Source organism: Pseudomonas atagonensis (assembly GCF_011369485.1).
Taxonomy (GTDB): Bacteria; Pseudomonadota; Gammaproteobacteria; order Pseudomonadales; family Pseudomonadaceae; genus Aquipseudomonas; species Aquipseudomonas atagonensis.
Genome location: NZ_VXCA01000003.1, coordinates 12,107 through 37,858 on the forward strand (window position 1 = coordinate 12,107; position 25,752 = coordinate 37,858).

24 protein-coding genes are annotated in these 25,752 nt (G+C 60.2%); 18 read left to right on the plus strand and 6 right to left on the minus strand.

The window, feature by feature from the left end; genetic code table 11:
- The first annotated feature begins 24 nt into the window (after positions 1–24).
- The 3 genes from F2P67_RS01215 (at position 25) to F2P67_RS01225 (ending at position 1,683) form a co-directional block, all read left to right on the plus strand.
- Entirely contained in the window at positions 25–369 is a 345-nt protein-coding gene (locus F2P67_RS01215) for a pentapeptide repeat-containing protein (protein WP_007909940.1), read from the plus strand.
- A 230-nt stretch (positions 370–599) separates the two neighbouring features.
- Positions 600–872 carry a TfoX/Sxy family protein gene (locus F2P67_RS01220; protein WP_003228231.1) on the plus strand — a complete coding sequence of 91 codons (273 nt, stop codon included), beginning with the start codon at positions 600–602 and terminating at the stop codon, positions 870–872.
- A 16-nt stretch (positions 873–888) separates the two neighbouring features.
- Positions 889–1,683: a Crp/Fnr family transcriptional regulator gene (locus tag F2P67_RS01225; protein ID WP_166216362.1), complete on the plus strand. Its 795-nt coding sequence runs from the start codon at positions 889–891 to the stop codon at positions 1,681–1,683.
- A 232-nt stretch (positions 1,684–1,915) separates the two neighbouring features.
- Here the strand turns inward: F2P67_RS01225 and F2P67_RS01230 are convergent, their stop codons facing one another.
- The 4 genes from F2P67_RS01230 to F2P67_RS01245 are packed head-to-tail and all read right to left on the minus strand — an operon-like array spanning position 1,916 to position 5,456.
- Positions 1,916–2,764 (minus strand): ChaN family lipoprotein, encoded by an 849-nt coding sequence (locus tag F2P67_RS01230; protein WP_166216365.1) that lies wholly within the window; start codon positions 2,762–2,764, stop codon positions 1,916–1,918.
- Positions 2,765–2,782: 18 nt separating this feature from the next.
- A complete protein-coding gene (locus F2P67_RS01235) occupies positions 2,783–3,550 on the minus strand; it encodes a heme ABC transporter ATP-binding protein (protein ID WP_166216368.1) in 768 nt (255 codons plus the stop codon).
- A complete protein-coding gene (locus F2P67_RS01240) occupies positions 3,550–4,587 on the minus strand; it encodes a FecCD family ABC transporter permease (RefSeq protein WP_166216371.1) in 1,038 nt (345 codons plus the stop codon). Before F2P67_RS01240 ends, F2P67_RS01235 begins: the two co-directional genes overlap by 1 nt.
- The gene (locus F2P67_RS01245) at positions 4,584–5,456 is read right to left on the minus strand and encodes a heme/hemin ABC transporter substrate-binding protein (protein WP_166216374.1); all 873 of its coding nucleotides are present in this window, start codon (positions 5,454–5,456) and stop codon (positions 4,584–4,586) included. Before F2P67_RS01245 ends, F2P67_RS01240 begins: the two co-directional genes overlap by 4 nt.
- A 162-nt stretch (positions 5,457–5,618) precedes the next feature.
- On the opposite strand from F2P67_RS01245, the gene F2P67_RS01250 reads away from it, so the two are divergent.
- Entirely contained in the window at positions 5,619–5,936 is a 318-nt protein-coding gene (locus tag F2P67_RS01250; protein WP_166216377.1) for a Rieske (2Fe-2S) protein, read from the plus strand.
- Here F2P67_RS01250 and sfsA read toward each other — a convergent pair.
- A complete protein-coding gene (gene sfsA, locus F2P67_RS01255; protein ID WP_166216380.1) occupies positions 5,933–6,646 on the minus strand; it encodes a DNA/RNA nuclease SfsA in 714 nt (237 codons plus the stop codon). The two genes, F2P67_RS01250 and sfsA, sit on opposite strands and share 4 nt — an antisense overlap.
- Positions 6,646–7,818: a pyridoxal phosphate-dependent aminotransferase gene (locus F2P67_RS01260; RefSeq protein WP_166216383.1), complete on the minus strand. Its 1,173-nt coding sequence runs from the start codon at positions 7,816–7,818 to the stop codon at positions 6,646–6,648. The genes sfsA and F2P67_RS01260 overlap by 1 nt, the downstream gene beginning before the upstream one ends.
- A gap of 334 nt (positions 7,819–8,152) precedes the next feature.
- Here F2P67_RS01260 and dksA point away from each other — a divergent pair, with 334 nt between their 5' ends.
- The 14 genes from dksA (at position 8,153) to F2P67_RS01330 (ending at position 25,744) form a co-directional block, all read left to right on the plus strand.
- Positions 8,153–8,596: an RNA polymerase-binding protein DksA gene (gene dksA, locus F2P67_RS01265; RefSeq protein ID WP_003228250.1), complete on the plus strand. Its 444-nt coding sequence runs from the start codon at positions 8,153–8,155 to the stop codon at positions 8,594–8,596.
- Between the two features lie 194 nt (positions 8,597–8,790).
- Positions 8,791–9,687, plus strand: coding sequence for a tRNA glutamyl-Q(34) synthetase GluQRS (gene gluQRS, locus F2P67_RS01270; RefSeq protein WP_166216386.1), 897 nt, complete (start codon positions 8,791–8,793; stop codon positions 9,685–9,687).
- Between the two features lie 77 nt (positions 9,688–9,764).
- Positions 9,765–9,941, plus strand: a complete 177-nt coding sequence (locus tag F2P67_RS01275; protein WP_003176118.1) for a hypothetical protein — start codon at positions 9,765–9,767, stop codon at positions 9,939–9,941.
- Positions 9,925–12,879, plus strand: a complete 2,955-nt coding sequence (locus F2P67_RS01280; protein WP_166216389.1) for a sensor histidine kinase — start codon at positions 9,925–9,927, stop codon at positions 12,877–12,879. The genes F2P67_RS01275 and F2P67_RS01280 overlap by 17 nt, the downstream gene beginning before the upstream one ends.
- Positions 12,880–12,901: 22 nt before the next feature.
- Entirely contained in the window at positions 12,902–14,338 is a 1,437-nt protein-coding gene (locus F2P67_RS01285) for a sigma-54-dependent transcriptional regulator (RefSeq protein WP_166216392.1), read from the plus strand.
- A 734-nt stretch (positions 14,339–15,072) separates the two neighbouring features.
- Complete coding sequence (locus F2P67_RS01290; protein WP_166216395.1) at positions 15,073–16,473, plus strand: polynucleotide adenylyltransferase PcnB; 1,401 nt, start codon at positions 15,073–15,075, stop codon at positions 16,471–16,473.
- Positions 16,474–16,476: 3 nt separating this feature from the next.
- Positions 16,477–16,962: a 2-amino-4-hydroxy-6-hydroxymethyldihydropteridine diphosphokinase gene (gene folK, locus F2P67_RS01295; protein WP_166216398.1), complete on the plus strand. Its 486-nt coding sequence runs from the start codon at positions 16,477–16,479 to the stop codon at positions 16,960–16,962.
- A gap of 455 nt (positions 16,963–17,417) precedes the next feature.
- Positions 17,418–18,218, plus strand: a complete 801-nt coding sequence (gene panB, locus F2P67_RS01300; protein ID WP_166216400.1) for a 3-methyl-2-oxobutanoate hydroxymethyltransferase — start codon at positions 17,418–17,420, stop codon at positions 18,216–18,218.
- Positions 18,215–19,075 (plus strand): pantoate--beta-alanine ligase, encoded by an 861-nt coding sequence (gene panC / locus F2P67_RS01305; protein ID WP_166216403.1) that lies wholly within the window; start codon positions 18,215–18,217, stop codon positions 19,073–19,075. Before panB ends, panC begins: the two co-directional genes overlap by 4 nt.
- 195 nt (positions 19,076–19,270) lie before the next feature.
- Complete coding sequence (gene panD / locus F2P67_RS01310) at positions 19,271–19,651, plus strand: aspartate 1-decarboxylase (RefSeq protein WP_166216406.1); 381 nt, start codon at positions 19,271–19,273, stop codon at positions 19,649–19,651.
- 220 nt (positions 19,652–19,871) lie between these two features.
- The gene (pgi, locus tag F2P67_RS01315; protein ID WP_166216409.1) at positions 19,872–21,536 is read left to right on the plus strand and encodes a glucose-6-phosphate isomerase; all 1,665 of its coding nucleotides are present in this window, start codon (positions 19,872–19,874) and stop codon (positions 21,534–21,536) included.
- Between the two features lie 190 nt (positions 21,537–21,726).
- Positions 21,727–23,664, plus strand: coding sequence for an acetate--CoA ligase (gene acs, locus F2P67_RS01320; RefSeq protein WP_166216412.1), 1,938 nt, complete (start codon positions 21,727–21,729; stop codon positions 23,662–23,664).
- 51 nt (positions 23,665–23,715) lie between these two features.
- On the plus strand, positions 23,716–24,588 hold the full coding sequence (locus F2P67_RS01325) for an oxygenase MpaB family protein (RefSeq protein WP_166216415.1): 873 nt from the start codon (positions 23,716–23,718) through the stop codon (positions 24,586–24,588).
- A gap of 139 nt (positions 24,589–24,727) precedes the next feature.
- Entirely contained in the window at positions 24,728–25,744 is a 1,017-nt protein-coding gene (locus F2P67_RS01330; protein ID WP_166216418.1) for a class I SAM-dependent rRNA methyltransferase, read from the plus strand.
- The last annotated feature ends 8 nt before the right edge of the window (positions 25,745–25,752 follow it).

Here is a 25,752-nt window from a genome sequence, read left to right on the forward strand (position 1 = left end):
CATAAAACCAACAGGTGATGTGACATGAGCCAGCCGAAACTTCTCGACACCCCGCTGTATGCCTTGCTGCACAAAGACGACATCACAGGTTTCAACAAGGAGCGCCCGCAAGACGGACCGATCGACATGGTCGGCGGTGACTTCCGTGGTCTCGATTTGCGTGAACTGAACGCCGATGGCGTGGATTTCAGGGACGCGTACTTCCGATCCGCCGATTTGCGCGGCATCGATTTCCGAAATGCATCGCTGGAAGGCGCAAGCCTGGCCCACGCACAGATTTCCGGTGCGTACTTCCCGCCAGAGCTGAGCGCCGACGAGATCCTGATGTCGATGAATTTCGGCACGCGCCTGCGTTATCGCACCCGCTAAACGCCGTTCTGCCTGACCTGTCCAGCGCCCCCGCTTTGCGCTGGATGGCGTGCATTGGCGAATTTTCCTGCCCTCGCCTTTTGCACTTCAAACGTCTATCCCGCTGAAATTTCCGACTGTTCTTAGAAGCGTTTGGGCTGAATCCGACCAAACAACCACGCTTTTCCTACTGATGGCTACACTCCTGAGAAGCTCGCCCACGCACCATTCGGCCGTCGCAAGGAGGCTTGATGAATGATGAACTGCAACACCTGAAGAATCTTGGCAAGACGTCGGCGCAATGGCTGCATGCCGTGGGCATCCACAGCGCCTCGGACTTGCGTCGCCTGGGCGCTGTCGATGCCTACCGGGCCGTGCGTACCCGCGGGTTTCGCGCATCGAAGGTGTTGTTGTATGCGATCGAGGGAGCGTTGATGGATGTGCACTGGAACGACATTCCCGCCGAGCGCAAGGACGCTTTGAACAAGCAACTCGAAGCCATTTCCTCGCGTCACAAGAACTGAAAGGGCGCTGACCGTCATGTACCTGCTAGGGGAACAATCGACAATTGCCGACGCACTGATCAACCGCTTGCAGGGTTTGCCCGCTCAGTGGCTCGAAGGTCTGGAACCGTGCGGGCCGGCCCTTGATCTGGAGGCGACTGAGGACCTGATGGCGCAGTTGCCTGACGATCAATTGTTTCTGCTGCAAGAAGGCGTGATCAACGGATACTTCGGCATCCGTGCACTGTTTTACTGGCAGGAAGGTGACTTGATCGGTCTCCAGCGGGGTGAGGACTGGGCGGATTGTCGTTTGTGCAGCGACGGGCCGTTGCGTTTGCAGCCCTATCGGCGCCAAGAGGTTTTCCGACACTTGTATGTCGATGCCCGGCGCGCCGATCAATTTCTCGATTATCTGTTGGGGCAAATGGCCGTCCTCGCCCACGCGGTGGCCGAGCTGAAACCCAGGGAGTTTCGCAGTACCAACGGGTTCAAACGCGTCGAGGCCGGTGAAGTGCTGATTCACCAGGGCGACGTAGCCGATCACGTGTTTGTGATCATCGACGGACAGGCCGAGGCGTTTGTCGACGGGCATAAAGTCGGCGATGTGCCCAAAGACGAAATTTTCGGCGCCATGGCGCTGTTCACAGGCGAGCCGCGCAACGCCACGGTAATCGCCCGGGAGCCGAGCACCGTGATGTTGATCCCCGGAGAACAGTTTCTGAGCCTGACCCGCAACAACCCGAAGATTGCTCACAGCCTGATCGAGAGCATGGCGCGGCGTATTGGACAGCTGAACAAGCAGATCACTCAGCTGACAGCCAAAAACGCATAGCGCGGAGTCCTTTGTTTTCGGGGATTTGCGGCCATTTTCCAGACTAAATCAAATAAATGCAGAATCAGTGGTTGACTCGGTAATGAGAATCGCTATGATTATCACAACTGATCGCGAGATCAGTCGATATTCTGAAAAGCCCTTGGTTCGGACTCTCAGATTATCTCCTCATCAGGCTAATCACGGTTATTTGACCCGGTTTTTACCGGGTCTTTTTTTGTCTGTGGAAAAGTCATTTACCGAACTGTTTGCGCATCTGCTCGCAGTAATCCTGCTTCGGTGTCACTGGCGTGTACCAGACGAAATCGGCCATCGCCGCCGTGATTGCGGCGCCCTCCTCCGCCAGCATCAACACTGTCGGAGCCTGGGTCGCGCCCAGATCCAGCACATGAACAGGCACGCCGACATCCTTACGCGCATGCCACGCGCCAGCGAGCAGCAGTGAAGGGGTCGGCGCCGCCATCAAACGCTCGGCCATGCGCCGATCACGTTGTTGCTGAACGGCGAGCATGGCCGGCATTTGCGAGGCCGGCAGCAAGCCACAATGCGAATCACCGATCTGTTCAAGCAACGTGGTTTTCACGGATTGCGCATTGCTGCGCTCCCCTCTCAAGGTCGGGGGCGTGCGATAGACCGTGCGGATTTCACTGGTATCCAGATTGGCCGCGAGCAGCGGATACGGCTGTGTGAGAGCAAACTGCACAATCGGCCCATAAAGCTTCCAGTCCCAACCGTCCTGCCAGGCCAACGCAGCAGGCAGATCAGTCGGCGTCGAAGCGTTTTTGCGCAGCGCATCGATCTTTGATTGCTGAACCGGTGTGAGCATTTCCAGCAGCAGACTGCCTTGCGGTCGTTGCTCACCCAAGGACTTCAGCAGCCACAACTGCACGGCGTGGTGAGCGGCGTTGTCATGCTGCTCGCCGATAATCAGCCGTTCTGGCTCATCAAGACGCGCGAGCAATTGCTGCGCGGTCAGCAGCTCTCCGCTGTGCAGATCACGAATTTCACCACTGATCGGCGGCGCGGCAACATGCTGACAGCCCGCGAGCCACATCACCGCCAACAGCCAGATACCACGCATGATTTACCTCGACGACAATCAGCGGGCGATGATCAGCGGATGCCCGCGCTCCGGGTGCGGCTGTACCAGCACTTCAAGACCAAACACGGCTTTCAGCGAATCCGGCCGCAGAACCTGTTCCGGTGTATCCAGCGCAATAGGCCGGCCGCCCTCAAGCAGCAGAATACGATCACAATAGCGCGCCGCCAGATTCAGATCATGCAGGATTACCAACACCGCCGCGCCGCGATCGGCAAATTCGCGCACGGCTTGCAACGTGGTGTGTTGATGCAGCGGGTCGAGCATCGAAGTCGGCTCATCCAGCAACAACGTCTGCCCGGCCTGCCCCGGCCACAACTGCGCCAATACCCGCGCCAGATGCACGCGCTGACGCTCACCACCGGACAAGGCCAGATAACTGCGGCCACCAAGATGCCCGGCGTCTGCGGCATCCAGCGCTGCAACGATGATCTCGTCGTCACGCACCCGACCGGTCTGATAAGGCAAGCGGCCCATGCCCACCACCTCTTCAACGCGGAAGGCGAAATCCAGCGTCGACACCTGCGGCAGCACCGCCAAGCGTTGCGCGCGTTGCGTACCGGTGCAGTGCGCCAGCGACTTCCCGTCCAGCGAAACCTCGCCTTCACTAGGCGTCAGCTCTCCACACAACGCCCCCAGCAAAGTACTTTTGCCCGCACCGTTCGGTCCCAGCACGCCGAGTACTTCGCCCGGCTCAAGTTGCAGAGTCACACCGCTCAGCACGGTTTTACGGCCGCGACGGATATGCAGATTCTGTGCACGCAACATCAGGCACGTCCTCGCAGCAACAGATACAGGAAGAACGGAGCTCCGATGAATGCCGTAACGATACCGATCGGCAACTCTGCCGGTGCCAGCGCCAGACGCGCCACCAGATCGGCCAGCAGTAACAGACTTGCACCGGCCAACACCGAGGCCGGCAGCAAAACTTTATGATCGGGCCCGGCCAATAGCCGCACAAGATGCGGCACCACCAGGCCGACAAAGCCAATCATGCCCGCCGCCGCCACTGCCGCACCGACACCCAGCGCCGTGCAAAACACCAACTCACGCTTGAGCCGTTCGACATCTATCCCCAGATGCCCCGCTTCCGACTCACCGAGCAGCAAGGCATTCAGCGCCTTGGCCCGACGCGGCAGCCACATCGCCACACCGGCGCTGATGATCAGCAGAGGCCACAACCGCGCATAACTGGCGCCATTCAGGCTGCCAAGGTTCCAGAACGTCAGCGTGCGCAGCGTCGCGTCATCTGCCAGATAGGTAAACAGCCCGACCGCCGAACTAGCCAAAGCAGTGAGAGCAATCCCTGCCAGAAGCATGGTCGCAACGTTGGTCTGGCCGTTGCGGCGGCCGAGTCGATAGACCAGCGCCGTCACCCCGAGGCCGCCGAGAAACGCGCATGCCGACAACAGATAAGGGCCGAACCACTCCGGTAACCCGCCAAAAAACGAACCGCCGACAATCGCCACCGCCGCGCCCAACGCCGCGCCACTGGAAACGCCGACCAGTCCCGGATCCGCCAGCGGATTACGAAACAACCCCTGCATTGCCACGCCGGACAAGGCCAGCACGCCGCCAACTGCCAGCCCAAGCAGTGTTCGCGGCAGACGAATCTGCCCCAGAATCAGCTCCGCCTGCTCCAGCCCCTCCGGCGCGAGCGGCACACCGATCATGCGCAACGCCACGCGCAAAGTATCGAACAGCGGCAAACTGACGGGGCCGAGCGCCAGTGACAGCCAGATCGCCAGTAAACACAGCAGCGTCAGGCCAATAAACAAGCCGCGAGGTTTGACCAGCGTGGTCATTGGCCGCTCTGGGCCGGGTAGAAGCCGTCAGCCAAGGTTTTCAGTGCCGCCGGCAGTCGCGGCCCGAGGCCGCCAACCAGCAAGGTCGGATCCAGTTCCAGCACCCGCCCGGTCTTGGCGGCGCGACTTGAATCGAGAATCGGGTTTTCCTTGAACAACGCCGTTTTCGCCGCATCGCCTGTCAACGCGCGATCGGCAAATACCAGCACCTGAGGATCCAGACCGGCCAGTGACTCCACGGAAAACGGCTTGTAACCGGTATGGGTCGCAAGGTTGTGTCCGCCCGCTTGTTGCAGCATCCAGTCAGCGGCGGTGTCCTTGCCGGCAATCAACGGTTTGCCGCCCGCATGGCCGATCAGCACCAGCACGCCCGGCGGCTGGTGATTGGCCTGCAATGCGCTGACACGCGCCTTCACTGCACCGAGCTGTTGTTGATAACTTTGCAACAGCTCAGCCGCTTGCGCTTGTGCCCCGAGCAACTGCCCCAGATGTGTAACGTTTTTTTCCAGCGTCGGCAGATCCGGTTGCGCGGAGAACAGCTCGACCTGCACCTTGGCACTCTTGACCTGCGCCAACACCGGCGGCGGGCCCATTTCTTCAGTGCCGATGAGGATGTCCGGACGCAGACTGAGAATGCCTTCCGACGACAGACTGCGCTGATAGCCGATGCTGGGCAGGGCTTTCAAGGACTCGGGGTGTTGGCTGGTGGTATCGACGCCGACCAGTTTCGACTCGCCACCCAGTGCGCTGACCCACTCCGACAGACCGCCGCCCGCACTGACCCAACGTTGCGGCAGTTCGGCCGCCGCTGCCTGGTGACTGGCGAACATTCCGACACACAGCACAGCAACGCGAGTATTCAAGCGCATACACAGCTTCCTTGAAGAAGGTTTTCCCGGACGGACAGATACCAGCCAAAGTATCCTTGGCACTGGTGGCGACCTGCGGGTGAAGGCCGCCATTTGATAATTGTTTGCATTTAAACGTCAAGCTCGGACATATCCGGACACGAGCCGCGTTAGAGGATAGCCATGAAGTTTCTGTGCGCGGGCGCCGAGCTGGTCGAGGCCGGCAGCCGCGGTTTCGATGTCGAAGGGAAAAAACTGTTGGCCGTGCGCCGCAACGGTCAGGCGTACGTCTATCTGAACCGCTGCCCGCACCGCGGGGTCGGACTGGAATGGCATCCCGACCAGTTTCTCGATGCCAGCAACAGCCTGATCCAGTGCGCCACCCACGGCGCACTGTTTCTCATCGAGGACGGTGAATGTGTCGCCGGGCCCTGCGCCGGGCAATCCTTGACAGCCATTACTTGCCGTGAAGACGCGCAAGGCTTGTGGATAGATGTTTAACCGTTGAGCAATACGTCGAGACGGCGGTCGATCAACATCTCTTCATGGTTCAGACGCACGCCATACGCCAGTACCTCAACGCCACAAGCGACCGCTTCACGCAGTGCCTCGGCATAGGCTGGATCGATTTCCTCCGCCGGGCGTACCGCCTCAATTGCGCTGAGATTGACGCAATACAACTGCACCGCACGAATCCCGTCTCGCGCCAGATGCGCCAGTTCGCGTAAATGTTTGGCGCCACGCTGGGTCACCGCATCGGGAAAAGCCGCCACGGCCGTACCATCGAAGCCCAATGTGACGCTTTTCACTTCCACATAGGCCGGGCCAGTCGGGTATTCGAGGCGAAAATCGATGCGGCTTTTTTCCTGCCCGTAAGCCACTTCGCGTTTAAGCGCGGTAAATCCGTTCAACTCAGTGATCACACCAGCCTGCAACGCCTCTTCGACCAGACCGTTGGCGCGCGCGGTATTCACACAAAACAGGCGCCCTTGCGGGGTTTCGCCGATTTCCCAGGTACCGGGCAATTTGCGTTTCGGATCATTGGAGCGGCTGAACCAGACTTGCCCGCCCTCGACCTGACAATTGAGCATCGAGCCAGTGTTCGGACAGTGAATGGTCAGCAGCTCGCCGCTAACGGTTTCGATATCGGCGAGAAAACGCTTGTAACGACGGATCAGCCGCGCCTCTTCCAGAGGAGGATAAAAACGCATCAGCCTTGCCAACTCTTCAAGCCACGGGCAATCCGTTCCACCGCTTCCTGCAAACGCGCAAGGTTTTGCGTGTAGGCAAAACGCACGTGGTGGCTGGCCTGATAACGGCCGAAATCCAGCCCCGGGGTAAACGCAACATGCTCGGTTTCGAGGAAATGTCGGCAGAACGCGAAGGCATCACCGCCGAACTGGCTGATTTCGGCGTAAAGATAAAACGCGCCTTCAGGCTCGACCGCGATGTTGAAACCCAACTCGCGCAGTGCCGGCAAAAGGAAATCGCGGCGCCGACCGAATTCGGCGCGGCGCTCCTCGAGAATGGCGATGGTGTCGGGTTCAAAGCACGCCAGCGCCGCGTGCTGCGCCATGCTCGGCGCGCTGATGTAGAGGTTTTGCGCAAGTTTTTCCAGCTCACTGACGGCCGCATCGGGCGCTACCAGCCAGCCGAGGCGCCATCCGGTCATGCCGAAATATTTGGAGAAGCTGTTCAGCACAAACGCGCTGTCATCCACTTCCAGCACACTCGCCGCCTCGGTGCCGTATGTCAGGCCGTGGTAGATCTCATCCACCACCAGATGGCCGTGTCGCGCCTTGATGGCTGCGGATAACCCGGCCAGTTCATCGCGGGTCAGAATTGTCCCGGTCGGGTTGGCCGGGGAGGCAACCAGCGCACCGACGCTGTCGTGATCCCAGTGCCGCGCCACCAGATCGGGGGTCAGTTGATAACGCACATCCGGCCCCACAGGCACCAGCTGCGCAGCGCCTTCGACCAGTCGCAGGAAGTGCCGGTTGCAGGGGTAACCCGGATCCGCCAACAGCCAGTGTTTACCCGGATCGACCAGCAACGCGCTGGCCAGCAGCAATGCGCCGGAACCGCCCGGGGTAATCAGAATCCGTCGCGGATCGATGTTCAAGCCGTAACGTTGTTGATAAAAACCGGATATCGCCTCGCGCAGCTCGGGAATGCCCCGGGCGGCGGTATAGCGGGTCTTGCCCGCCGTCAGCGCCGCTTGCCCGGCGCGAATGATCGGCTCGGCGGTGGTGAAATCCGGCTCGCCGATTTCCAGGTGAATAACGTCGTGGCCTTCAGCCTGCAATTCATTGGCCCGCGCCAGCAGCGCCATTACGTGGAACGGTTCGATCGCACGACTGCGCGCACTGTACGGCTGAGCCATTGGATTTCCTTCGACGGCGAAAAAGAGACGATTCTACCCATCTGCCGGAACGAGCGAGAACCCACAGCGGTCACAGCCTCAAGAACGCTGGACTGTAACGATATGAGCGTACGCTCCAGGATTGACTAAAATCAGTGATTGAACAGGTCGCCCGTACCACCTGACACCGCTTGCCAAACATTTGCAAGCGCCACCCGCCGGGGCCTCGACATCCGGGAGTAGCGCAGGCTGAATTGATCTGGTAAGTTCGCCCGCTTGCAGCCGCAGGGCCGGCAGGTGTCGGTGATGGAGCAATCCTGCGCAATGGATTACAAGAGTAGAGGCGGTCCATTTCATGCCCACCCAAGCAAAGCAACAGCAGCAAGCGACGATCAGCGGCTTCGAACCTTATGTTCCGAAGGCTGGCGAAGAGTACATGGGCGCTCCAATGCGCGCGCACTTCACCAAGATCCTGAACAAGTGGAAACAGGACTTGATGCAGGAAGTCGACCGTACTGTTGATCACATGAAAGACGAAGCGGCCAACTTCCCTGACCCGGCCGACCGTGCCAGCCAGGAAGAAGAATTCGCCCTCGAGCTGCGCGCCCGCGACCGCGAGCGCAAGTTGATCAAGAAGATCGACAAGACGCTGGAACTGATCCAGGACGAAGAGTACGGCTGGTGCGAGTCCTGCGGCATCGAGATCGGCGTCAAGCGCCTCGAAGCCCGCCCGACTGCGGATCTGTGCATCGACTGCAAGACCCTGGCGGAAATCAAGGAAAAGCAGGTCGGCAAATAATCCCGACCTGAACGAAAAACGGAGCGTGCGAACGCTCCGTTTTTGTTTCTGCCTTTCCTGCCTTTGTGGGAGGGGGCTTGCTCCCGAATGCGGCTAATCAGACAACATATCTGTTTAATGACACACCGCGTTCGGGAGCAAGCCCCCTCCCACAAGGTAGTGCGTACAAGCCCTGAAAAAGTAGTATCGCTTCCATGACTGCCAAAACATCTCCCGCCTATATCGGCCGCTTCGCCCCCACGCCCAGTGGACACCTGCACTTCGGCTCGCTGGTGGCAGCCCTCGCCTCTTACCTCGACGCGCGTTCGGTCGGCGGTCGTTGGCTGGTGCGCATGGAAGACCTCGACCCGCCCCGTGAAGAGGCCGGCGCGCAAGCGGCGATTCTCAAGGCGCTGGAAAGCTACGGCTTCGAATGGGATGGCGAGATGGTGCGTCAGAGTGATCGGCATGACGCCTACGCCGAAGTGCTCAACAGCCTGTTCAACCATGGTCTGGCCTACGCGTGTACTTGCTCGCGCAAGCAACTGGAGCCGTATCAGGGGATTTATCCGGGACTGTGCCGCAATCTCGGCCACGATCAGCAAGACGCCGCCATCCGCCTGCGCGTGCCGGAACTGGAATACCACTTCATCGACCGCGTGCAGGGTGAATATCGCCAGCACCTGGGCCGCGATGTGGGGGATTTCGTGATCCGCCGCCGCGACGGCCTCTACGCTTATCAACTGGCTGTGGTGCTCGACGATGCCTGGCAAGGCATTACCGACATCGTGCGCGGCGCCGACCTGCTCGACTCGACGCCCCGTCAGCTTTACCTGCAAGAACTCTTGGGCCTGCGTCAGCCACGCTATCTGCATCTGCCGCTGATCACTCAACCGGACGGCAACAAACTCGGCAAGTCCTACCGCTCGCCGCCGCTTGAGGCCGATCAGGCAACTCCATTGTTACTGCGAGCCCTGCGCGCCCTGGGGCAAAACCCCGGCGCCGAGCTGGCCCACGCCTCACCGCAGGAACTGCTCAGCTGGGGCAGTCGCCACTGGGATGCAAGCAAGATCCCGCGCACACTGACCCTGCCCGAAGCGCAACTGCCATGACGACACTTGCAGTCGCGCCGCCATCCGTTACCATCGCCGCACGTTTTCGGGCACGCGCATAAAAAAGAGAGGCCGGGATGTACATCTATCGCTTGGTCCTGCTTTTAGTCGTGGGGATCTATCTGTTTTCCCCCGCCATCATGGATTGGTGGATCGACGCTACGGGCGCCTGGTATCGCCCCTATCTGCTCTGGCTGATCCTGATTGTCGTGACCTTCATCCTGCAGAGCCAAAAAGATGCCGATGAGCTTTAGCCTGACCCAGATGATCCTGATCAGTGCCGCCTACCTGGCGACGCTGTTCGGCGTAGCCTGGGTCAGCGAACGGGGCATGATCCCGCGGGCGATCATTCGCCACCCGCTGACTTACACACTGTCGCTCGGGGTTTACGCCAGTGCCTGGGCGTTTTACGGCACGGTCGGTCTGGCCTATCAGTACGGCTATGGCTTCCTGTCCAGCTATCTCGGTGTGTCCGGCGCGTTTCTGCTGGCGCCGGTATTGCTTTATCCGATCCTGAAAATCACCCGCACTTATCAACTGTCGTCGCTGGCTGATCTGTTTGCCTTCCGCTTTCGCAGCACCTGGGCCGGCGCGCTGACCACGATCTTCATGCTGATCGGCGTCTTGCCGTTGCTGGCTCTGCAAATTCAGGCAGTGGCCGACTCGATCGGCATTCTCACCGGCGAGCCGATTCAGAGCCGCGTGGCGCTGGCGTTCTGTGCGCTGATCATTCTGTTCACGATTTTCTTCGGCTCCCGGCACATCGCTACGCGCGAAAAGCATGAAGGGCTAGTGTTCGCGATTGCCTTCGAATCGGTGATCAAACTGGTCGCCCTCGGCGGCGTTGGTCTGTACGCGTTGTACGGCGTGTTCGACGGCCCGCAACAGCTGGAACTGTGGCTGCTGCAAAACCAGACCGCCCTCGCCGCACTGCACACGCCACTGCAGGAAGGCCCGTGGCGCACATTGCTGCTGGTGTTTTTCGCCTCGGCGATCGTGATGCCGCACATGTATCACATGACCTTCACCGAAAACCTCAACCCGCGCTCCCTGGTCAGCGCGAGTTGGGGTCTGCCGCTGTTCCTGCTGCTGATGAGCCTCGCGGTACCGCTGATTTTGTGGGCGGGCCTCAAGCTCGGCGCCACGACCAACCCGGAATACTTCACCCTCGGCATCGGCATTGCCGCCAACAGCAAACCCCTGGCGTTGCTCGCCTATGTCGGCGGCCTTTCGGCGGCTAGCGGGCTGATCATCGTCACCACGCTGGCGCTGTCGGGCATGGCGCTGAACCACTTGGTGCTGCCGCTCTATCAGCCACCGGCCGAGGGCAACATTTATCGCTGGTTGAAGTGGACCCGCCGCGCGCTGATCGTCGCGATCATCATGGCCGGTTTTGGCTTCTACCTGATGCTCGGCGCCGAGCAGGATCTGGCCAACCTCGGCATTGTTGCCTTCGTTGCGACCCTGCAATTCCTGCCGGGCGTGTTGTCGGTACTGTATTGGCCGACCGCCAACCGCCGAGGTTTTATCGCCGGTTTGCTCGCGGGGATTCTGGTCTGGGTGATTACCATGCTGTTGCCGCTGGTCGGCAATCTGCAGGGTTTCTACATCCCGCTGCTGAACATGATTTACGTGCTCGACGACACCAGTTGGCACATGGCGGCCATCGCGTCGCTGGCAGCCAACGTACTAATGTTCACACTGATTTCGCTGTTCACCAACGCCAGCCCGGAAGAGGCCAGTGCCGCCGAAGCCTGCGCGGTGGATAACGTTCGCCGCCCGCAACGCCGCGAACTGCACGCCGCCTCGCCCCAGGAATTCGCCACGCAACTGGCCAAACCGCTCGGCGCCAAGGCTGCGCAGAAAGAAGTCGAGCAGGCGCTGCGCGACCTGTATCTGCCGTTCGACGAGCGCCGTCCGTACGCACTGCGCCGCCTGCGTGACCGGATCGAAGCCAACCTTTCCGGCCTGATGGGGCCGAGCGTGGCGCAGGACATGGTCGAGACTTTCCTGCCGTACAAGGCCGGCGGTGAAAACTATGTCACCGAGGACATCCACTTCATCGAAAGCCGTCTTGAGGATTACCACTCGCGCCTCACCGGTCTGGCCGCCGAACTCGATGCCTTGCGCCGTTATCACCGCCAGACCTTGCAGGAACTGCCGATGGGCGTCTGCTCGCTGGCCAAGGATCAAGAGATCCTGATGTGGAACAAGGCCATGGAAGAACTCACCGGCATCGCCGCGCAACGGGTGGTCGGCTCGCGTCTGAGTACCATTGGCGAGCCGTGGAAAGCATTGCTGCAAGGCTTCATCAACCTGCCCGACGAGCACTTGCACAAGCAACATCTGGCCCTCGATGGCCAGACGCGCTGGCTGAACCTGCACAAAGCGGCGATCGACGAACCGCTCGCGCCGGGTAACAGCGGCCTGGTGTTACTGGTTGAAGACCTGACCGAAACGCAGATGCTCGAAGACAAACTGGTGCACTCCGAACGGCTGGCCAGCATCGGTCGACTGGCAGCGGGTGTGGCCCATGAAATCGGCAACCCGATCACCGGCATCGCCTGCCTCGCGCAGAACCTGCGCGAAGAGCGCGAAGACGACGGCGAGTTGACCGAGATCAGCGGGCAGATCCTTGAGCAAACCAAGCGCGTATCGCGCATCGTCCAGTCGCTGATGAGCTTTGCCCACGCCGGCAGCCATCAGCACAGCGACGAGCCCGTTTGTCTGGCGGAAGTGGCGCAGGACGCCATCGGCTTGCTGGCCTTGAACCGGCGCAATTTCGAAGTGCAGTTCTACAACCTGTGCGACCCGGATCACTGGGTCGAAGGCGATCCGCAGCGACTTGCCCAGGTGCTGATCAATCTGCTCTCCAACGCCCGTGACGCTTCGCCTGCGGGCAGTGCGGTGCGGGTCAAGAGTGAAGCCGGCGAACACACGGTCGACCTGATCGTGGAGGACGAAGGCAGCGGTATTCCGAAGAACATCATGGACAGATTGTTCGAACCTTTCTTCACCACCAAGGATCCGGGTGAAGGCACCGGTCTGGGCCTTGCACTGGTCTATTCCATCGTTGAAGAGCATTATGGACAAATCACCATCGACAGCCCGGCTGATGTACAAAGCCAACGCGGCACCCGTATCCGGGTGACCTTACCGCGTCATGTCGAAGCGACGTCCGCTGTGAACTGAGACCGTCGAGAGTATCGAATCAATGCCGCACATTTTGATCGTCGAAGACGAAACAATTATCCGCTCCGCCTTGCGCCGCCTGCTGGAACGCAATCAGTACCAGGTCAGCGAAGCCGGTTCAGTGCAGGAAGCACAAGAACGCTTCACCATTCCTACGTTCGATCTGATCGTCAGCGATCTGCGCCTGCCGGGCGCACCCGGCACCGAGCTGATCAAGCTCGGCCAAGGCACGCCGGTGCTGATCATGACCAGTTACGCCAGCCTGCGCTCGGCGGTCGACTCGATGAAGATGGGCGCGGTGGACTACATCGCCAAGCCTTTCGACCACGACGAAATGCTTCAGGCCGTTGCGCGGATCCTGCGTGATCGCCAAACGGTTCAGGCCAGCGGTGAACCTGCCGTCGGCAAGGCCGCCAACGGCGCGGCGAAACCGGGTGTCGACAACAGCAATGGCGAAATCGGCATCATCGGCTCCTGCCCACCGATGCAGGATCTGTACAGCAAGATCCGCAAAGTCGCGCCAACCGACTCCAACGTCCTGATCCAGGGTGAGTCCGGCACCGGTAAAGAACTGGTGGCCCGCGCGCTGCACAACCTGTCGAAACGCGCCAAGGCACCGATGATCTCGGTCAACTGCGCTGCCATTCCGGAAAGCCTGATCGAGTCCGAACTGTTCGGTCACGAAAAAGGTGCGTTCACCGGTGCCAGCGCCGGTCGCGCCGGTCTGGTGGAAGCGGCGGACGGTGGCACGCTGTTCCTTGATGAAATTGGCGAGCTGCCGCTGGAAGCCCAGGCTCGTTTGCTGCGTGTATTGCAGGAAGGCGAAATTCGTCGTGTTGGCTCAGTACAGTCGCAGAAGGTTGATGTACGCCTGATCGCCGCCACTCACCGGGATCTGAAGAGCCTGGCGAAAATCGGCCAGTTCCGTGAAGATCTTTATTACCGCCTGCACGTGATCGCGTTGAAATTGCCGGCCCTGCGCGAACGCGGCGCCGACGTCAATGAAATCGCCAATGCCTTCCTGGCTCGTCAGAGCGCACGCATCAACCGTACCGACCTGAAATTTGCCTCCGATGCCGAACAGGCGATCCGGCACTATTCCTGGCCGGGTAACGTGCGTGAGCTGGAAAACGCAGTCGAGCGCGCGGTGATTCTGAGTGAAAGCCCGGAAATCTCCGCCGACCTGCTGGGCATCGACATCGAGCTGGGCGACCTGGAGGACGATGAATTCATCGGTTTGCCGCCGCAAAGCGCCGGCAATGCCAGCAACAGCAGCCATGAACCGACTGAAGACCTGTCACTGGAAGACTACTTCCAGCACTTCGTCCTCGAACATCAGGACCACATGACCGAGACCGAACTGGCGCGCAAACTCGGCGTCAGCCGCAAATGCCTGTGGGAACGCCGTCAGCGTCTGGGCATCCCACGGCGCAAGACCGGGGTCGCCAGCGAGAGCTGAACGTTACCTGTCGAATGTGCGGGTAACGCTTGAAGAAGTGAAAAAACTGTTACCTCAGTCTTTTCACGTAACAGAAGCCGGGGTTATCGGTAACGAAACCCCGGCTTTTTTTCGCCCCTCGAAAACGGTTATATCGACCTAACCCCTTGTTTTACTGGGCTTCGCAAAAGTTGGCACGGCACCTGCTATATGTTTGGTACAAGAACAATAACAAGCAATGCACAAGACAATAAAAATAAGACGAATCGACTCACGCACAATAAAAACAAGACGGCGAGAGGCGCAGCTAACTGATTCTTTTGGAGAGGCGTTGTATTTGGGGCTTGCCCCACGACCAGGCCGAGAACAACAAAAACTGTCCTAAGACAGAGCCTGTACTGGTTGGATCGAGAGATCACTGCAATTCAGCGACCAAAGCAATCCGTTTGCTCTTGGCTCCCGATTGGGAGGGTCATGAAGGAAAAGCTTCATGGCGAGGGCACTCAACAAAAACAAGAAGCCCGAATCAATAATAAAAAGAGCACGCAACTACTTCTTGGGGAGCTTCGGCTCCCCTTGTAGTTTCTCCCTTTCGCTAAATTCCCCCACTTTCATAGCGTCCGAAGCCTGTAGCCTGCGGCTTGCAGCTCAAATCGGCCGTGTCCTACACCATCCCCCGACTAAATGCTAGAATCTGCGCCCATCATGCGGTCATTCTTTGGTATGGCCGAACATTCCTTCAAACAGTGCATCCCATGCTGAAGAAGCTGTTCCAGTCATTCCGAACTCCCGTGCGTCGTACGCAACACATCCGCAGCACCCCTGAAGTGCTCAACAGCGGCCAACATTCGCTGCAGAAAACGCAATTCAGCCGCTACGCGGTGAATATCGTCGAACGCCTGCAAGGTGCCGGTTACCAGGCTTATCTGGTCGGCGGTTGCGTGCGTGACATGCTGCTGGGCATCACGCCCAAGGATTTCGACGTCGCCACCAGTGCCACCCCCGAGCAGGTTCGCGCCGAATTCCGCAATGCGCGGATCATCGGCCGCCGCTTCAAACTGGTGCACATCCATTTCGGTCGCGAAATCATCGAAGTCGCGACCTTCCGCGCCAATCACCCGCAAAACGAAGACGACGAAGACAGCAATCAGTCCTCGCGTAACGAGAGCGGGCGGATTCTGCGCGACAACGTTTACGGCACGCTGGAAGAGGACGCGCAACGCCGCGACTTCACCATCAACGCCCTGTATTACGATCCGGTCAGTGAGCGCATCCTCGACTACGCCAACGGCGTACACGACATCCGCAACCACTTGATCCGCTTGATCGGTGATCCGAAGCAGCGCTACCAGGAAGACCCGGTGCGCATGCTGCGGGCCGTGCGTTTCGCTGCCAAGCTCAACTTCGGCATCGAAAAGCACACTGTGCAGCCGATCCGCGAACTGGCGCCGATGCTGCGCGAGATCCCTTCGGCGCGCCTGTTCGAAGAAGTGCTCAAGCTGTTCCTCTCCGGTCACGGTGCCATCACCTTCGAGATGCTGGTCGACCTGCAACTGTTCGCACCACTGTTCCCGGCCAGTGCCGATGCGCTGGAACACAACCCGGAGTACACCCACACGCTGATCAGCGAAGCACTGACCAACACCGACCTGCGGATCAAGCAGAACAAACCGGTGACCCCTGCGTTCCTGTTTGCCGCACTGCTGTGGCCTGCCCTGCCGGCTCGCGTGCTGCGCCTGCAGGAACGTGGCATGCCGCCGATTCCAGCGATGCAGGAAGCCGCGCACGAACTGATCGCCGAACAGTGCCAGCGCATCGCTATTCCAAAGCGCTTCACCATGCCGATCCGCGAAATCTGGGACATGCAGGAACGCCTGCCACGTCGCAGCGGCAAACGCGCCGATCTCTTGCTGGACAACCCGCGCTTCCGCGCCGGTTACGACTTCCTGCTGTTGCGTGAAAGCGCTGGCGAACAGACCGATGGTCTGGGCGAGTGGTGGACGGACTATCAGGACGCCAACGACAGCGAGCGTCGCGACATGATCCGTGACCTCGGCGGCAAGGGTGATGACGCCAGCGGCGCGCCACGCAAACGCCGCCGCAGCAGCGGCTCCAAGCGCAAACGCGCGGGTGCACCGAGCGCTACGGGCGAGTAAGACATGGAACGTATCTACATCGGCATGGGCAGCAACCTCGCTGACCCGGCCGAACAATTGCGCAGCGCCATCGAGGCGCTGGGGCAATTGTCGCAGACCTCCCTCGCCGGCGTTTCCGCTTTCTATCAAAGCGACTCGTTGCTGCCGGGCCAGCCGCGTTACACCAACGCGGTAGCGGCCCTCGACAGCAGCCTTGCGCCACTTGAGCTACTGGATGCCTTGCAGGCAATCGAAAACGATCAGGGTCGCGAGCGCCTGGAGCGCTGGGGCCCGCGTACGCTGGATCTGGATATTCTGCTGTTCGGCGATCGGCTGATCGACGAGCCACGCCTGAAAGTCCCGCATTACCAGATTCAGGAACGCGCGTTCGTACTGTACCCGCTGGCCGAACTGGCCCCGCAGGGTCTTCGCCTGCCCGATGGCCGCACTCTCCCCGACCTGCTTGCAGCCTGCCCGTTCGTCGGCCTCGAACGCCTCCCGACTGATTGACTACAATCTCCTGCCGAATGAGCCTTTGTGGCGAGGGGATTTATCCCCGTTGGGTTGCGCAGCAGCCCCAAAAAGGCTGAATGCGATCAGCCTGATATACCGAGGTGGCAGATATAGGGGCCGCTTCGTAGCCCAACGGGGATAAATCCCCTCGCCACAAAAGCCCTTTTCCAACAAGGTTTTTGTCAGACAAAAACTCGCCGAATCAGGCCTGCCGCGTCGCTGAATCGCATCAGTAACGCCGGTAACACTTCCCTCGTAACAATGCGGTAACACACGCAATTGACTTCCTCGGTTCTCCTCACGACTATAGGCGTCCCGCTGCCGCCAACCCGGCACATACGGGCGCAATCCAGGCCTTATAAGCACGACAAAAGAGCGTGCGCCTGAGTAGATGAAGAATCACGCGCGTTACTCGCAGTAGTTTCCAGAGCGCCTGAACGAGGATTTTTTACATGCCAGCCATCACCCTGACCACGCTCCAGAGCCTCAAGCAGAAAGGTGAAAAAATCACCATGCTGACCTGCTATGACGCGACCTTCGCCCACGCCTGCAACGAGGCCGGTGTCGAAGTGCTGCTGGTGGGCGACTCCCTCGGCATGGTCCTGCAAGGTCACGACAGCACCCTGCCGGTGACCACCGCAGAAATGGCCTACCACACCGCCTGCGTCAAACGCGGCAACACCGATGCCCTGATCCTGGCCGACCTGCCGTTCATGGCCAACGCTACCCTCGAACAAACCATGAACAACAGCGCCATGCTGATGCAGGCCGGTGCGCACATGGTCAAGGTCGAAGGGCAGCTGTGGCTGGCGGAGTCGATTCGTCTGCTCGCCGAGCGCGGTGTGCCGGTATGCGCGCACATGGGCCTGACCCCGCAAGCGGTGAACATTCTCGGTGGCTATAAAGTGCAGGGCCGCAACGAGAACCAGGCGCGACAGATGCGCGCTGATGCGATCTCGCTGGAACAGGCTGGCGCAGCCATGTTGTTGCTGGAATGCGTACCGAGTGAGCTGGCAGCCGAGATCAGCCAGGCCGTGAAGATCCCGGTGATCGGCATCGGCGCCGGTAACGCCACCGACGGTCAGGTGCTGGTGCTGCACGACATGCTCGGTTTGTCGATCACTGGCCGTGTACCGAAATTCGTCAAGAACTTCATGCACGGTCAGGACAGCATCCAGTCCGCGCTGAAGGCCTACGTCAGCGAAGTCAAAGCCACCACGTTCCCTGGCATCGAACACGGATTCTCTGCATGAACACTGTCAAAACCGTACGCGAACTGCGCGCCGCCGTCGCTCGCGCCCGCAGCGAAGGCAAGCGCATCGCCTTCGTGCCGACCATGGGCAACCTGCACAGCGGCCACATCGCACTGATCACCAAAGCCAACCAGCGTGCGGACTTCGTGGTGGCCAGCATCTTCGTCAACCCGCTGCAGTTCGGCGCCGGCGAAGACCTCGACAAATACCCCCGCACCCTGGCGGCGGATCAGGAAAAACTGCTGCAAGGCGGCTGTCATCTGCTGTTCGCCCCGACCGTCGAAGAGATGTACCCCGACGGCATGACCGGGCAGACCCGCGTCAGTGTTCCGCAACTTTCCGAAGGCCTGTGCGGCGCCAGCCGTCCGGGGCACTTCGAAGGCGTGGCGACTGTGGTCAGCAAGCTGTTCAACATGGTTCAGCCGGATCTGGCAGTCTTCGGTCAGAAAGATTTCCAGCAACTGGCGGTGATTCGCGCGCTGGTGCATGACCTCAACATGCCGGTACAGATCATTGGCGAGCCGACCGTGCGCGCCGCCGACGGCCTCGCGCTGTCTTCGCGCAACGGCTTCCTCAGCGAGGAACAGCGTGCCGTTGCACCCGTGGTCTACCAGACCCTGAGCACGATTGCCGATGCGATCAAGCAAGGTCAACGCGACTTCCCGGCGCTGATCGGCGCGCAGTTGCAACAACTGAAAGCCGCCGGTCTGCGTCCCGACTATCTGGAAATCCGCCATGCCCTGACATTGCGTCCGGCGACGGCTCAAGACCGTGACCTGGTGATTCTGGTGGCTGCGTTCCTCGGTACCACGCGGTTGATCGATAACCTGCACCTGAACCTCGACAGCCCAGCTTAAACAACACCGCAATACCTTGTGGGAGGGGGCTTGCTCCCGAATGCGGTGTGTCATTCAGCATTATTGTTGAAGACACACCGCATTCGGGAGCAAGCCCCCTCCCACTTTGGTTTCTGTATGCCGTGGGCCATATTGCCGCCCATAAAGCCTTCGGGCACACTGCCCGCCGTTCGATTCCAACCCGGGAAACATCTCATGCACGCCATCATGCTCAAGGCCAAATTGCACCGCGCCGAAGTCACCCACGCGGTACTCGATTACGAAGGTTCCTGCGCCATCGATGGCGAATGGCTGGACTTGTCCGGCATCCGTGAATACGAGCAAATCCAGATCTACAACGTCGACAACGGCGAACGCTTCACCACCTACGCCATCCGTGGCGAAGAAGGCTCACGGATGATTTCGGTCAACGGCGCCGCTGCGCACAAGGCCCGGGTCGGCGACCGCGTGATCATCTGCGCTTACGCTCATTACAGCGAAGCGGAACTGGCCAACTTCAAGCCGCGCATGCTCTACATGGCGCCGGGCAACGAGTTGAGCCACACCAGCAATGCCATTCCGGTTCAGGTTGCCTGATCGCCCTGCCCGCGTCCGTTTGTCGGACTGTTTCTAACCTTGATGTTAAAAAAGTACCGGAAACAGGTCAGACAAAGTCAAGACAGAACGCAGCGCGAGGGTTACTGTATTCGCCCTGCGTCCCTAAATCGTGTCGACGCATTTGACCCGCGCCCCATCAGGGCGTAGCGGTCTGTTCAGTGTTCAAAAGGCCGTTCAAGTAAAAAGGAAAACCGCAGCGATGGCGTACTACCGCACTCCTCACGACGTTACCGCTCTGCCCGCCTGGCAAGCGTTGAAAGATCACCGCCAAGCCATGCAGGATTTCAGCATGCGCGAAGCCTTCAACGCCGATCCGCAGCGCTTCAATCAGTTCACCCTCAGCAGTTGCGGGCTGTTTCTCGATTATTCGAAGAATTTGATCAACGCCGAGACCCGCAACCTGTTGGTGGGTCTGGCCAATGAAGTCGATCTGAAGGGCGCAATCAAAGCGCTGTTCGACGGTGAAATCGTCAACGCCTCCGAAGGCCGCCCGGCGTTGCACACCGCCCTGCGTCGCCCGGTGGGCGACAAGTTGTCGGTCAACGGCGTCAACGTGATGCCGGAAGTCCACAAAGTCTTGAACCAGATCACCGACCTCGTGGGCCGCATCCACGACGGTCTGTGGCGTGGTTACACAGAAAAACCGATTACTGACGTGGTGAACATCGGCATCGGTGGCTCTTTCCTCGGCCCTGAACTGGTGTCCGAAGCCCTGCTGTCTTACGCGCAGAAAGGCGTGCGTTGCCACTATCTGGCGAACATCGACGGCAGCGAGTTCCACGAGCTGACGCAAAAGCTGCGCGCCGAAACCACGCTGTTCATCGTTTCGTCGAAGTCGTTCAATACCCTCGAAACCCTGAAGAACGCTCAGGCTGCACGCGCCTGGTACCTGGCGCAGGGCGGTTCGGAAGCCGAGCTGTATCGTCACTTCATCGCCGTGTCGAGCAACAACGCGGCAGCGGTGGCTTTCGGTATCCGCGAAGAAAACATCTTCCCGATGTGGGACTGGGTTGGTGGCCGTTACTCGCTGTGGTCGGCCATCGGTCTGCCGATTGCTCTGGCCATCGGCATGTCCAACTTCAAGGAACTGCTGTCCGGCGCTTACACCATGGACCAGCATTTCCAGAGCGCGCCATTCGAGCAGAACATGCCAGTGCTGCTGGCCTTGCTTGGTGTGTGGTACGGCAACTTCTGGGGCGCACAGAGTCACGCGATCCTGCCGTACGACCATTACCTGCGCAACATCACCAAGCATTTGCAACAGCTGGACATGGAATCCAACGGCAAGAGCGTGCGCCAGGACGGCACGCCGGTATCGACCGATACCGGCCCGGTGATCTGGGGCGGCGTCGGCTGCAACGGTCAGCACGCTTACCACCAGTTGCTGCACCAAGGCACCCAACTGATCCCGGCCGACTTCATCGTGCCGATCGTCAGCTTTAACCCGGTAGCCGACCACCATCAGTGGCTGTACGCCAACTGCCTGTCGCAGAGTCAGGCACTGATGCTCGGCAAAACCTTGCCCGAAGCCGAAGCCGAACTGCGCGACAAGGGCATGAGCGAAGAGCAGGTGCACAAACTCGCACCGCACAAGGTGATCCCGGGCAACCGTCCGAGCAACACCCTCGTGGTTGAACGCATCAGCCCGCGTCGTCTCGGCGCGCTGGTCGCCATGTATGAACACAAAGTGTTCGTGCAAAGCGTGGTCTGGGGCATCAACGCCTTCGACCAGTGGGGCGTGGAGCTGGGCAAGGAACTGGGCAAAGGCGTCTACAGCCGTCTGGTCGGCAGCGAAGAAAGCGTTGCCGAAGACCCGTCCACTCAAGGCCTGATCAACTACTTCCGCGGTCGTCACCGCGGTTGATTTGACGGCACAGCGTTAACCCTGTGGGAGGGGGCTTGCTCGAATGCAGCGTGTCATTCAGCAGAGATGTTGACTGACCCACTGTATTCGGGAGCAAGCCCCCTCCCACAGTTGTTTTGCGCATGACTTGAACCTCTGCACCTCTCGGCGCATCTTTATTCTTGTCGCACAACAAGAATAAGGAACCGTCATGTTCGATATCAGCACGTTCCCCAAAGCCGATGCCGTCCGCCGGGCTGCACAGTTGAGTCAGGACGACTACCAGCGCCTGTACCGTGAATCCATTGAACACCCCAGTGCCTTCTGGGCCGAACAGGCCACACGCTTCCTCGACTGGAGCACGCCGTGGCAGACCGTTCAGCGCTACGACCTGAAAACCGGTGAAGCCGCCTGGTTCGCCGGGGCGCAACTGAACGTCAGCTTCAACTGCATTGATCGTCATCTGGACAAGCGCGGTGATCAGACCGCCCTGCTCTGGGAAGGCGATGACCCGGCCGAATCGGCGCATATCACTTACAAAAAACTTCACCACCATGTCTGCCGCCTGGCCAACGTGCTGAAAAGTCGTGGCGTGAAAAAAGGCGACCGGGTGTGTATTTACATGCCGATGATTCCCGAAGCCGCTTACGCCATGCTTGCCTGCGCACGGATCGGTGCAATTCATTCGGTAGTGTTCGGCGGATTCTCCCCGGACTCCCTGCGCGACCGCATCCTCGACGCCGACTGCCGCACCGTGATCACCGCCGATGAAGGCGTGCGCGGCGGCAAGTTCGTTCCACTGAAACAGAACGTCGATAAAGCCCTGCAAAGCTGCCCGAACGTCAGCACCGTGGTCGTGGTCGAGCGCACGCAGAACAAAGTCGACTGGGTCGAAGGGCGCGACCTCTGGTATCACCAGGCCGTGCGCGACGTCAGTGACGATTGCCCGCCGGAGCCGATGGACGCCGAAGACCCGCTGTTCATCCTCTACACCTCCGGCAGCACCGGCAAACCCAAAGGGGTCTTGCACACCACCGGTGGCTACCTGCTGCAAGCCGCGATGACCTTCAAATACGTGCTCGACTACCGTGACGGCGAAGTGTTCTGGTGCACCGCTGACGTCGGCTGGGTCACCGGCCACAGCTACATCGTCTACGGCCCGTTGGCCAATGGCGCGACCACGCTGATGTTCGAGGGCGTGCCGAGCTACCCGAGCAGCTCACGATTCTGGCAGGTGATCGATAAACACAAGGTCAACATTTTCTATACCGCGCCCACCGCCCTGCGCGCATTGATGCGTGAAGGGGCCGAACCGTTGAAGGAAACGTCGCGCGCCAGCCTCAGATTACTCGGCAGTGTCGGTGAGCCGATCAACCCGGAAGCGTGGGAATGGTATTTCAACGTGGTCGGCGAACAGCGCTGCCCCATCGTCGATACCTGGTGGCAGACCGAAACCGGCGGCATCATGCTCAGCCCGCTGGTCAGTGCACAACGGATCAAACCGGGCTGCGCCACCCAGCCAATGTTCGGCGTGCAACCGGTGCTACTCGATGAGCACGGCAAAGAAATCAAAGGTGCCGGCAGCGGCGTACTGGCGATCAAATCCAGCTGGCCGGCGCAGATCCGCAGCGTGTATGGCGACCCGCAACGGATGGTCGACACCTATTTCAAGCCCTGTCCCGGTTACTACTTCACCGGTGACGGCGCGCGCCGCGACGAGGACGGCGATTACTGGATCACCGGGCGCATCGACGATGTGATCAACGTTTCCGGCCATCGTATCGGCACCGCCGAAGTGGAAAGCGCGCTGGTGCTGCACGACAGCATCGCCGAAGCCGCCGTGGTCGGATATCCACACGACGTCAAAGGCCAGGGCATCTACGCGTTCCTCACGCCGATGAACGGCGCCGAGGCCAATGACGAGCTGAAGAAAGAATTGCTCGCCCACGTCAGCAAGGAAATCGGCAGCTTCGCCAAGCCGGACTTGATTCAGTGGGCACCGGCCTTGCCGAAAACCCGCTCAGGCAAGATCATGCGGCGCATATTGCGCAAGATCGCCTGCAACGAACTCGACAGCCTCGGCGACACCTCGACCCTGGCGGATCCAAGCGTGGTTCAGGGACTGATCGACAAGCGCCTCAATCAGTAAACCTGCGGGCGCGGTCAACCGGCCGCGCTCGCCCTTCTCCGTTGAGTGGTCATGGAATTCATCCGCAGCCGTATCGAACACCAGCTCATGAGCCTGACCGGTCTGTCCCTCGGTCAGCTCGATCTGGAAAACCCCAAGGGCGATCCCGGCCTGTTCGGCCCTGACTCGATCAGTTGGCAGGTTCACGGCGACTTCAGCAGCATGCTCATCGGCGGCATCAGTGCGTTGTTGCTGCAAGCCCTGCATCCATTGGCGCTGGCCGGGGTTTGGGATCATTCGAATTTTCGTCAGGACATGCTCGGCCGCTTGCGGCGCACCAGCCAGTTTGTCTCCGGCACCACGTTTGGCTCGCGGCGAGATGCCGATTGGTTGATCGAGAAAGTGCGCACTATTCACCTGCAAGTGGTCGGCACCGCGCCAGATGGCCGGCCCTACGCAGCCAGTGATCCGGACTTGCTGACCTGGGTGCACGTCGCCGAGGTCAGCAACTTCCTTGCGGCGCATTTGCGTTATCGCAATCCGCAGTTGTCGCCGGCGGATCAGGATCGCTACTACGCGGAAATCGCCGTGGTGGCCGAGCGGCTTGGCGCGCGGGACGTGCCGAAATCGCGACAGTGCGTGGCCGATTACCTGCAACGCATGCGCCCGCAGTTGCTCTGCGATGAACGCAGCCGCGAAGTCCTGCGCCTGCTCCTCGACGCGCCGGCACCAAGCGCTCTGGCACGACCTTTTGGCGATCTGATGATGAAGGCCGGCATCGACCTGTTGCCCGACTGGGCCAGCGACATGCTCGATGCCCGGCAGAACCCGCTGCAGCGCCAACTGATCCGCGCCAGCGTCAAACGCAGCGCACCGATGCTGCGCTGGGCGATGCGCAATGGTTCGGTGCAGAGAGCCAAACGTCGTATGAGTCTGCCGACCTGAAAAGCTTCGCGAGCAAGCCCGCTCCCACATTTGGAATGCGTTCCCATGTGGGAGCGGGCTTGCTCGCGAAGGGCTTAACTCGGTTACCCGCCAAGCTGTTAAACTCCCGCGCCCCAATTCTCACCAGCAAGGCGCCCGCATGTCTTCCTTGAATCAGGCGCTGCGCGCCGCCCTCGATCAACGCCAGGACTTGCTCACGGCACTGCACAGCCAGGGCACCGACTGCTATCGCCTGTTCCACGGCAGCCAAGAAGGCGCCGGCGGCCTGACCATCGACCGCTACGGGCCGCAACTGCTGGTGCAAAGTTTTCACCAGACGCTGGAGCGTGAAGATCTTCTGCAGTTGCACGCCATGGTCAATCAAACCCTTGGGCTGGAGACCTTGCTGGTCTACAACGATCGCTCCCGGGGCAACTCGCGTATTGACCGTGAAGACAGCGTCTACCGCGCCGACGACGCAGCGCTGGCCGATCTGGTCGGTCACGAGTGGGGCCTCAATTATCGCGTTCGCGGACGTCACGCAGGTCAGGATCCACTGCTGTTCCTCGACCTGCGCAACACCCGCGGCTGGGTCAAGGATCACGCCAAAGGCAAATCCGTGCTCAACCTGTTCGCCTACACCTGCGGCGTCGGCCTCAGTGCCGCAGCCGGTGGCGCCCGTGAAGTGTGCAACCTGGATTTCGCCGAAGGCAATCTGGCAGTCGGTCGCGAAAACGGTCAGCTAAACCCGCAGCTGCCCGCAATGGAATTCATTCAGTCGGATTATTTCCCGGCCATCCGCCAGCTCGCCGGCCTGCCGATCAGCCAGCGTCGCGGGCAGAAACTGCCAAGCTACCAGCGCCTCGAACAGCGCCAGTACGATCTGGTCTTGCTCGACCCGCCGGCCTGGGCCAAGAGCGCATTCGGCACCGTCGACCTGCTGCGCGATTATCAGAGCCTGCTCAAACCGGCCTTGCTGACCACCGCCGACAATGGCGTGCTGATCTGCTGCAACAATCTGGCGAAAGTCAGCATGGACGACTGGCGCGAACAGGTATTGCGCTGCGCCGAAAAGGCCGGCCGACCGGTGCGTGAGTGGAGTGTGATGACCCCTGGCGAGGATTTCCCGTCACTGGATCAACAGCCGCCCTTGAAAACCCTGATCCTCCAGCTCTGAGCATCACT

Excerpts from the sequence above, each read along its gene's own strand:
- dksA (WP_003228250.1), top strand. The coding sequence starts at position 8,153 with ATGCCCACCCAAGCAAAGCAACAGCAGCAAGCGACGATCAGCGGCTTC.
- F2P67_RS01290 (WP_166216395.1), top strand. The coding sequence starts at position 15,073 with ATGCTGAAGAAGCTGTTCCAGTCATTCCGAACTCCCGTGCGTCGTACG.
- F2P67_RS01240 (WP_166216371.1), bottom strand. The coding sequence starts at position 4,587 with ATGACCACGCTGGTCAAACCTCGCGGCTTGTTTATTGGCCTGACGCTG.
- panC (WP_166216403.1), top strand. The coding sequence starts at position 18,215 with ATGAACACTGTCAAAACCGTACGCGAACTGCGCGCCGCCGTCGCTCGC.
- F2P67_RS01245 (WP_166216374.1), bottom strand. The coding sequence starts at position 5,456 with ATGCGCTTGAATACTCGCGTTGCTGTGCTGTGTGTCGGAATGTTCGCC.
- F2P67_RS01275 (WP_003176118.1), top strand. The coding sequence starts at position 9,765 with ATGTACATCTATCGCTTGGTCCTGCTTTTAGTCGTGGGGATCTATCTG.
- F2P67_RS01250 (WP_166216377.1), top strand. The coding sequence starts at position 5,619 with ATGAAGTTTCTGTGCGCGGGCGCCGAGCTGGTCGAGGCCGGCAGCCGC.
- F2P67_RS01215 (WP_007909940.1), top strand. The coding sequence starts at position 25 with ATGAGCCAGCCGAAACTTCTCGACACCCCGCTGTATGCCTTGCTGCAC.
- F2P67_RS01285 (WP_166216392.1), top strand. The coding sequence starts at position 12,902 with ATGCCGCACATTTTGATCGTCGAAGACGAAACAATTATCCGCTCCGCC.
- folK (WP_166216398.1), top strand. The coding sequence starts at position 16,477 with ATGGAACGTATCTACATCGGCATGGGCAGCAACCTCGCTGACCCGGCC.
- F2P67_RS01260 (WP_166216383.1), bottom strand. The coding sequence starts at position 7,818 with ATGGCTCAGCCGTACAGTGCGCGCAGTCGTGCGATCGAACCGTTCCAC.
- F2P67_RS01330 (WP_166216418.1), top strand. The coding sequence starts at position 24,728 with ATGTCTTCCTTGAATCAGGCGCTGCGCGCCGCCCTCGATCAACGCCAG.
- F2P67_RS01325 (WP_166216415.1), top strand. The coding sequence starts at position 23,716 with ATGGAATTCATCCGCAGCCGTATCGAACACCAGCTCATGAGCCTGACC.
- acs (WP_166216412.1), top strand. The coding sequence starts at position 21,727 with ATGTTCGATATCAGCACGTTCCCCAAAGCCGATGCCGTCCGCCGGGCT.
- sfsA (WP_166216380.1), bottom strand. The coding sequence starts at position 6,646 with ATGCGTTTTTATCCTCCTCTGGAAGAGGCGCGGCTGATCCGTCGTTAC.
- F2P67_RS01220 (WP_003228231.1), top strand. The coding sequence starts at position 600 with ATGAATGATGAACTGCAACACCTGAAGAATCTTGGCAAGACGTCGGCG.
- F2P67_RS01230 (WP_166216365.1), bottom strand. The coding sequence starts at position 2,764 with ATGCGTGGTATCTGGCTGTTGGCGGTGATGTGGCTCGCGGGCTGTCAG.
- gluQRS (WP_166216386.1), top strand. The coding sequence starts at position 8,791 with ATGACTGCCAAAACATCTCCCGCCTATATCGGCCGCTTCGCCCCCACG.
- panB (WP_166216400.1), top strand. The coding sequence starts at position 17,418 with ATGCCAGCCATCACCCTGACCACGCTCCAGAGCCTCAAGCAGAAAGGT.
- pgi (WP_166216409.1), top strand. The coding sequence starts at position 19,872 with ATGGCGTACTACCGCACTCCTCACGACGTTACCGCTCTGCCCGCCTGG.
- panD (WP_166216406.1), top strand. The coding sequence starts at position 19,271 with ATGCACGCCATCATGCTCAAGGCCAAATTGCACCGCGCCGAAGTCACC.
- F2P67_RS01235 (WP_166216368.1), bottom strand. The coding sequence starts at position 3,550 with ATGTTGCGTGCACAGAATCTGCATATCCGTCGCGGCCGTAAAACCGTG.
- F2P67_RS01225 (WP_166216362.1), top strand. The coding sequence starts at position 889 with ATGTACCTGCTAGGGGAACAATCGACAATTGCCGACGCACTGATCAAC.
- F2P67_RS01280 (WP_166216389.1), top strand. The coding sequence starts at position 9,925 with ATGCCGATGAGCTTTAGCCTGACCCAGATGATCCTGATCAGTGCCGCC.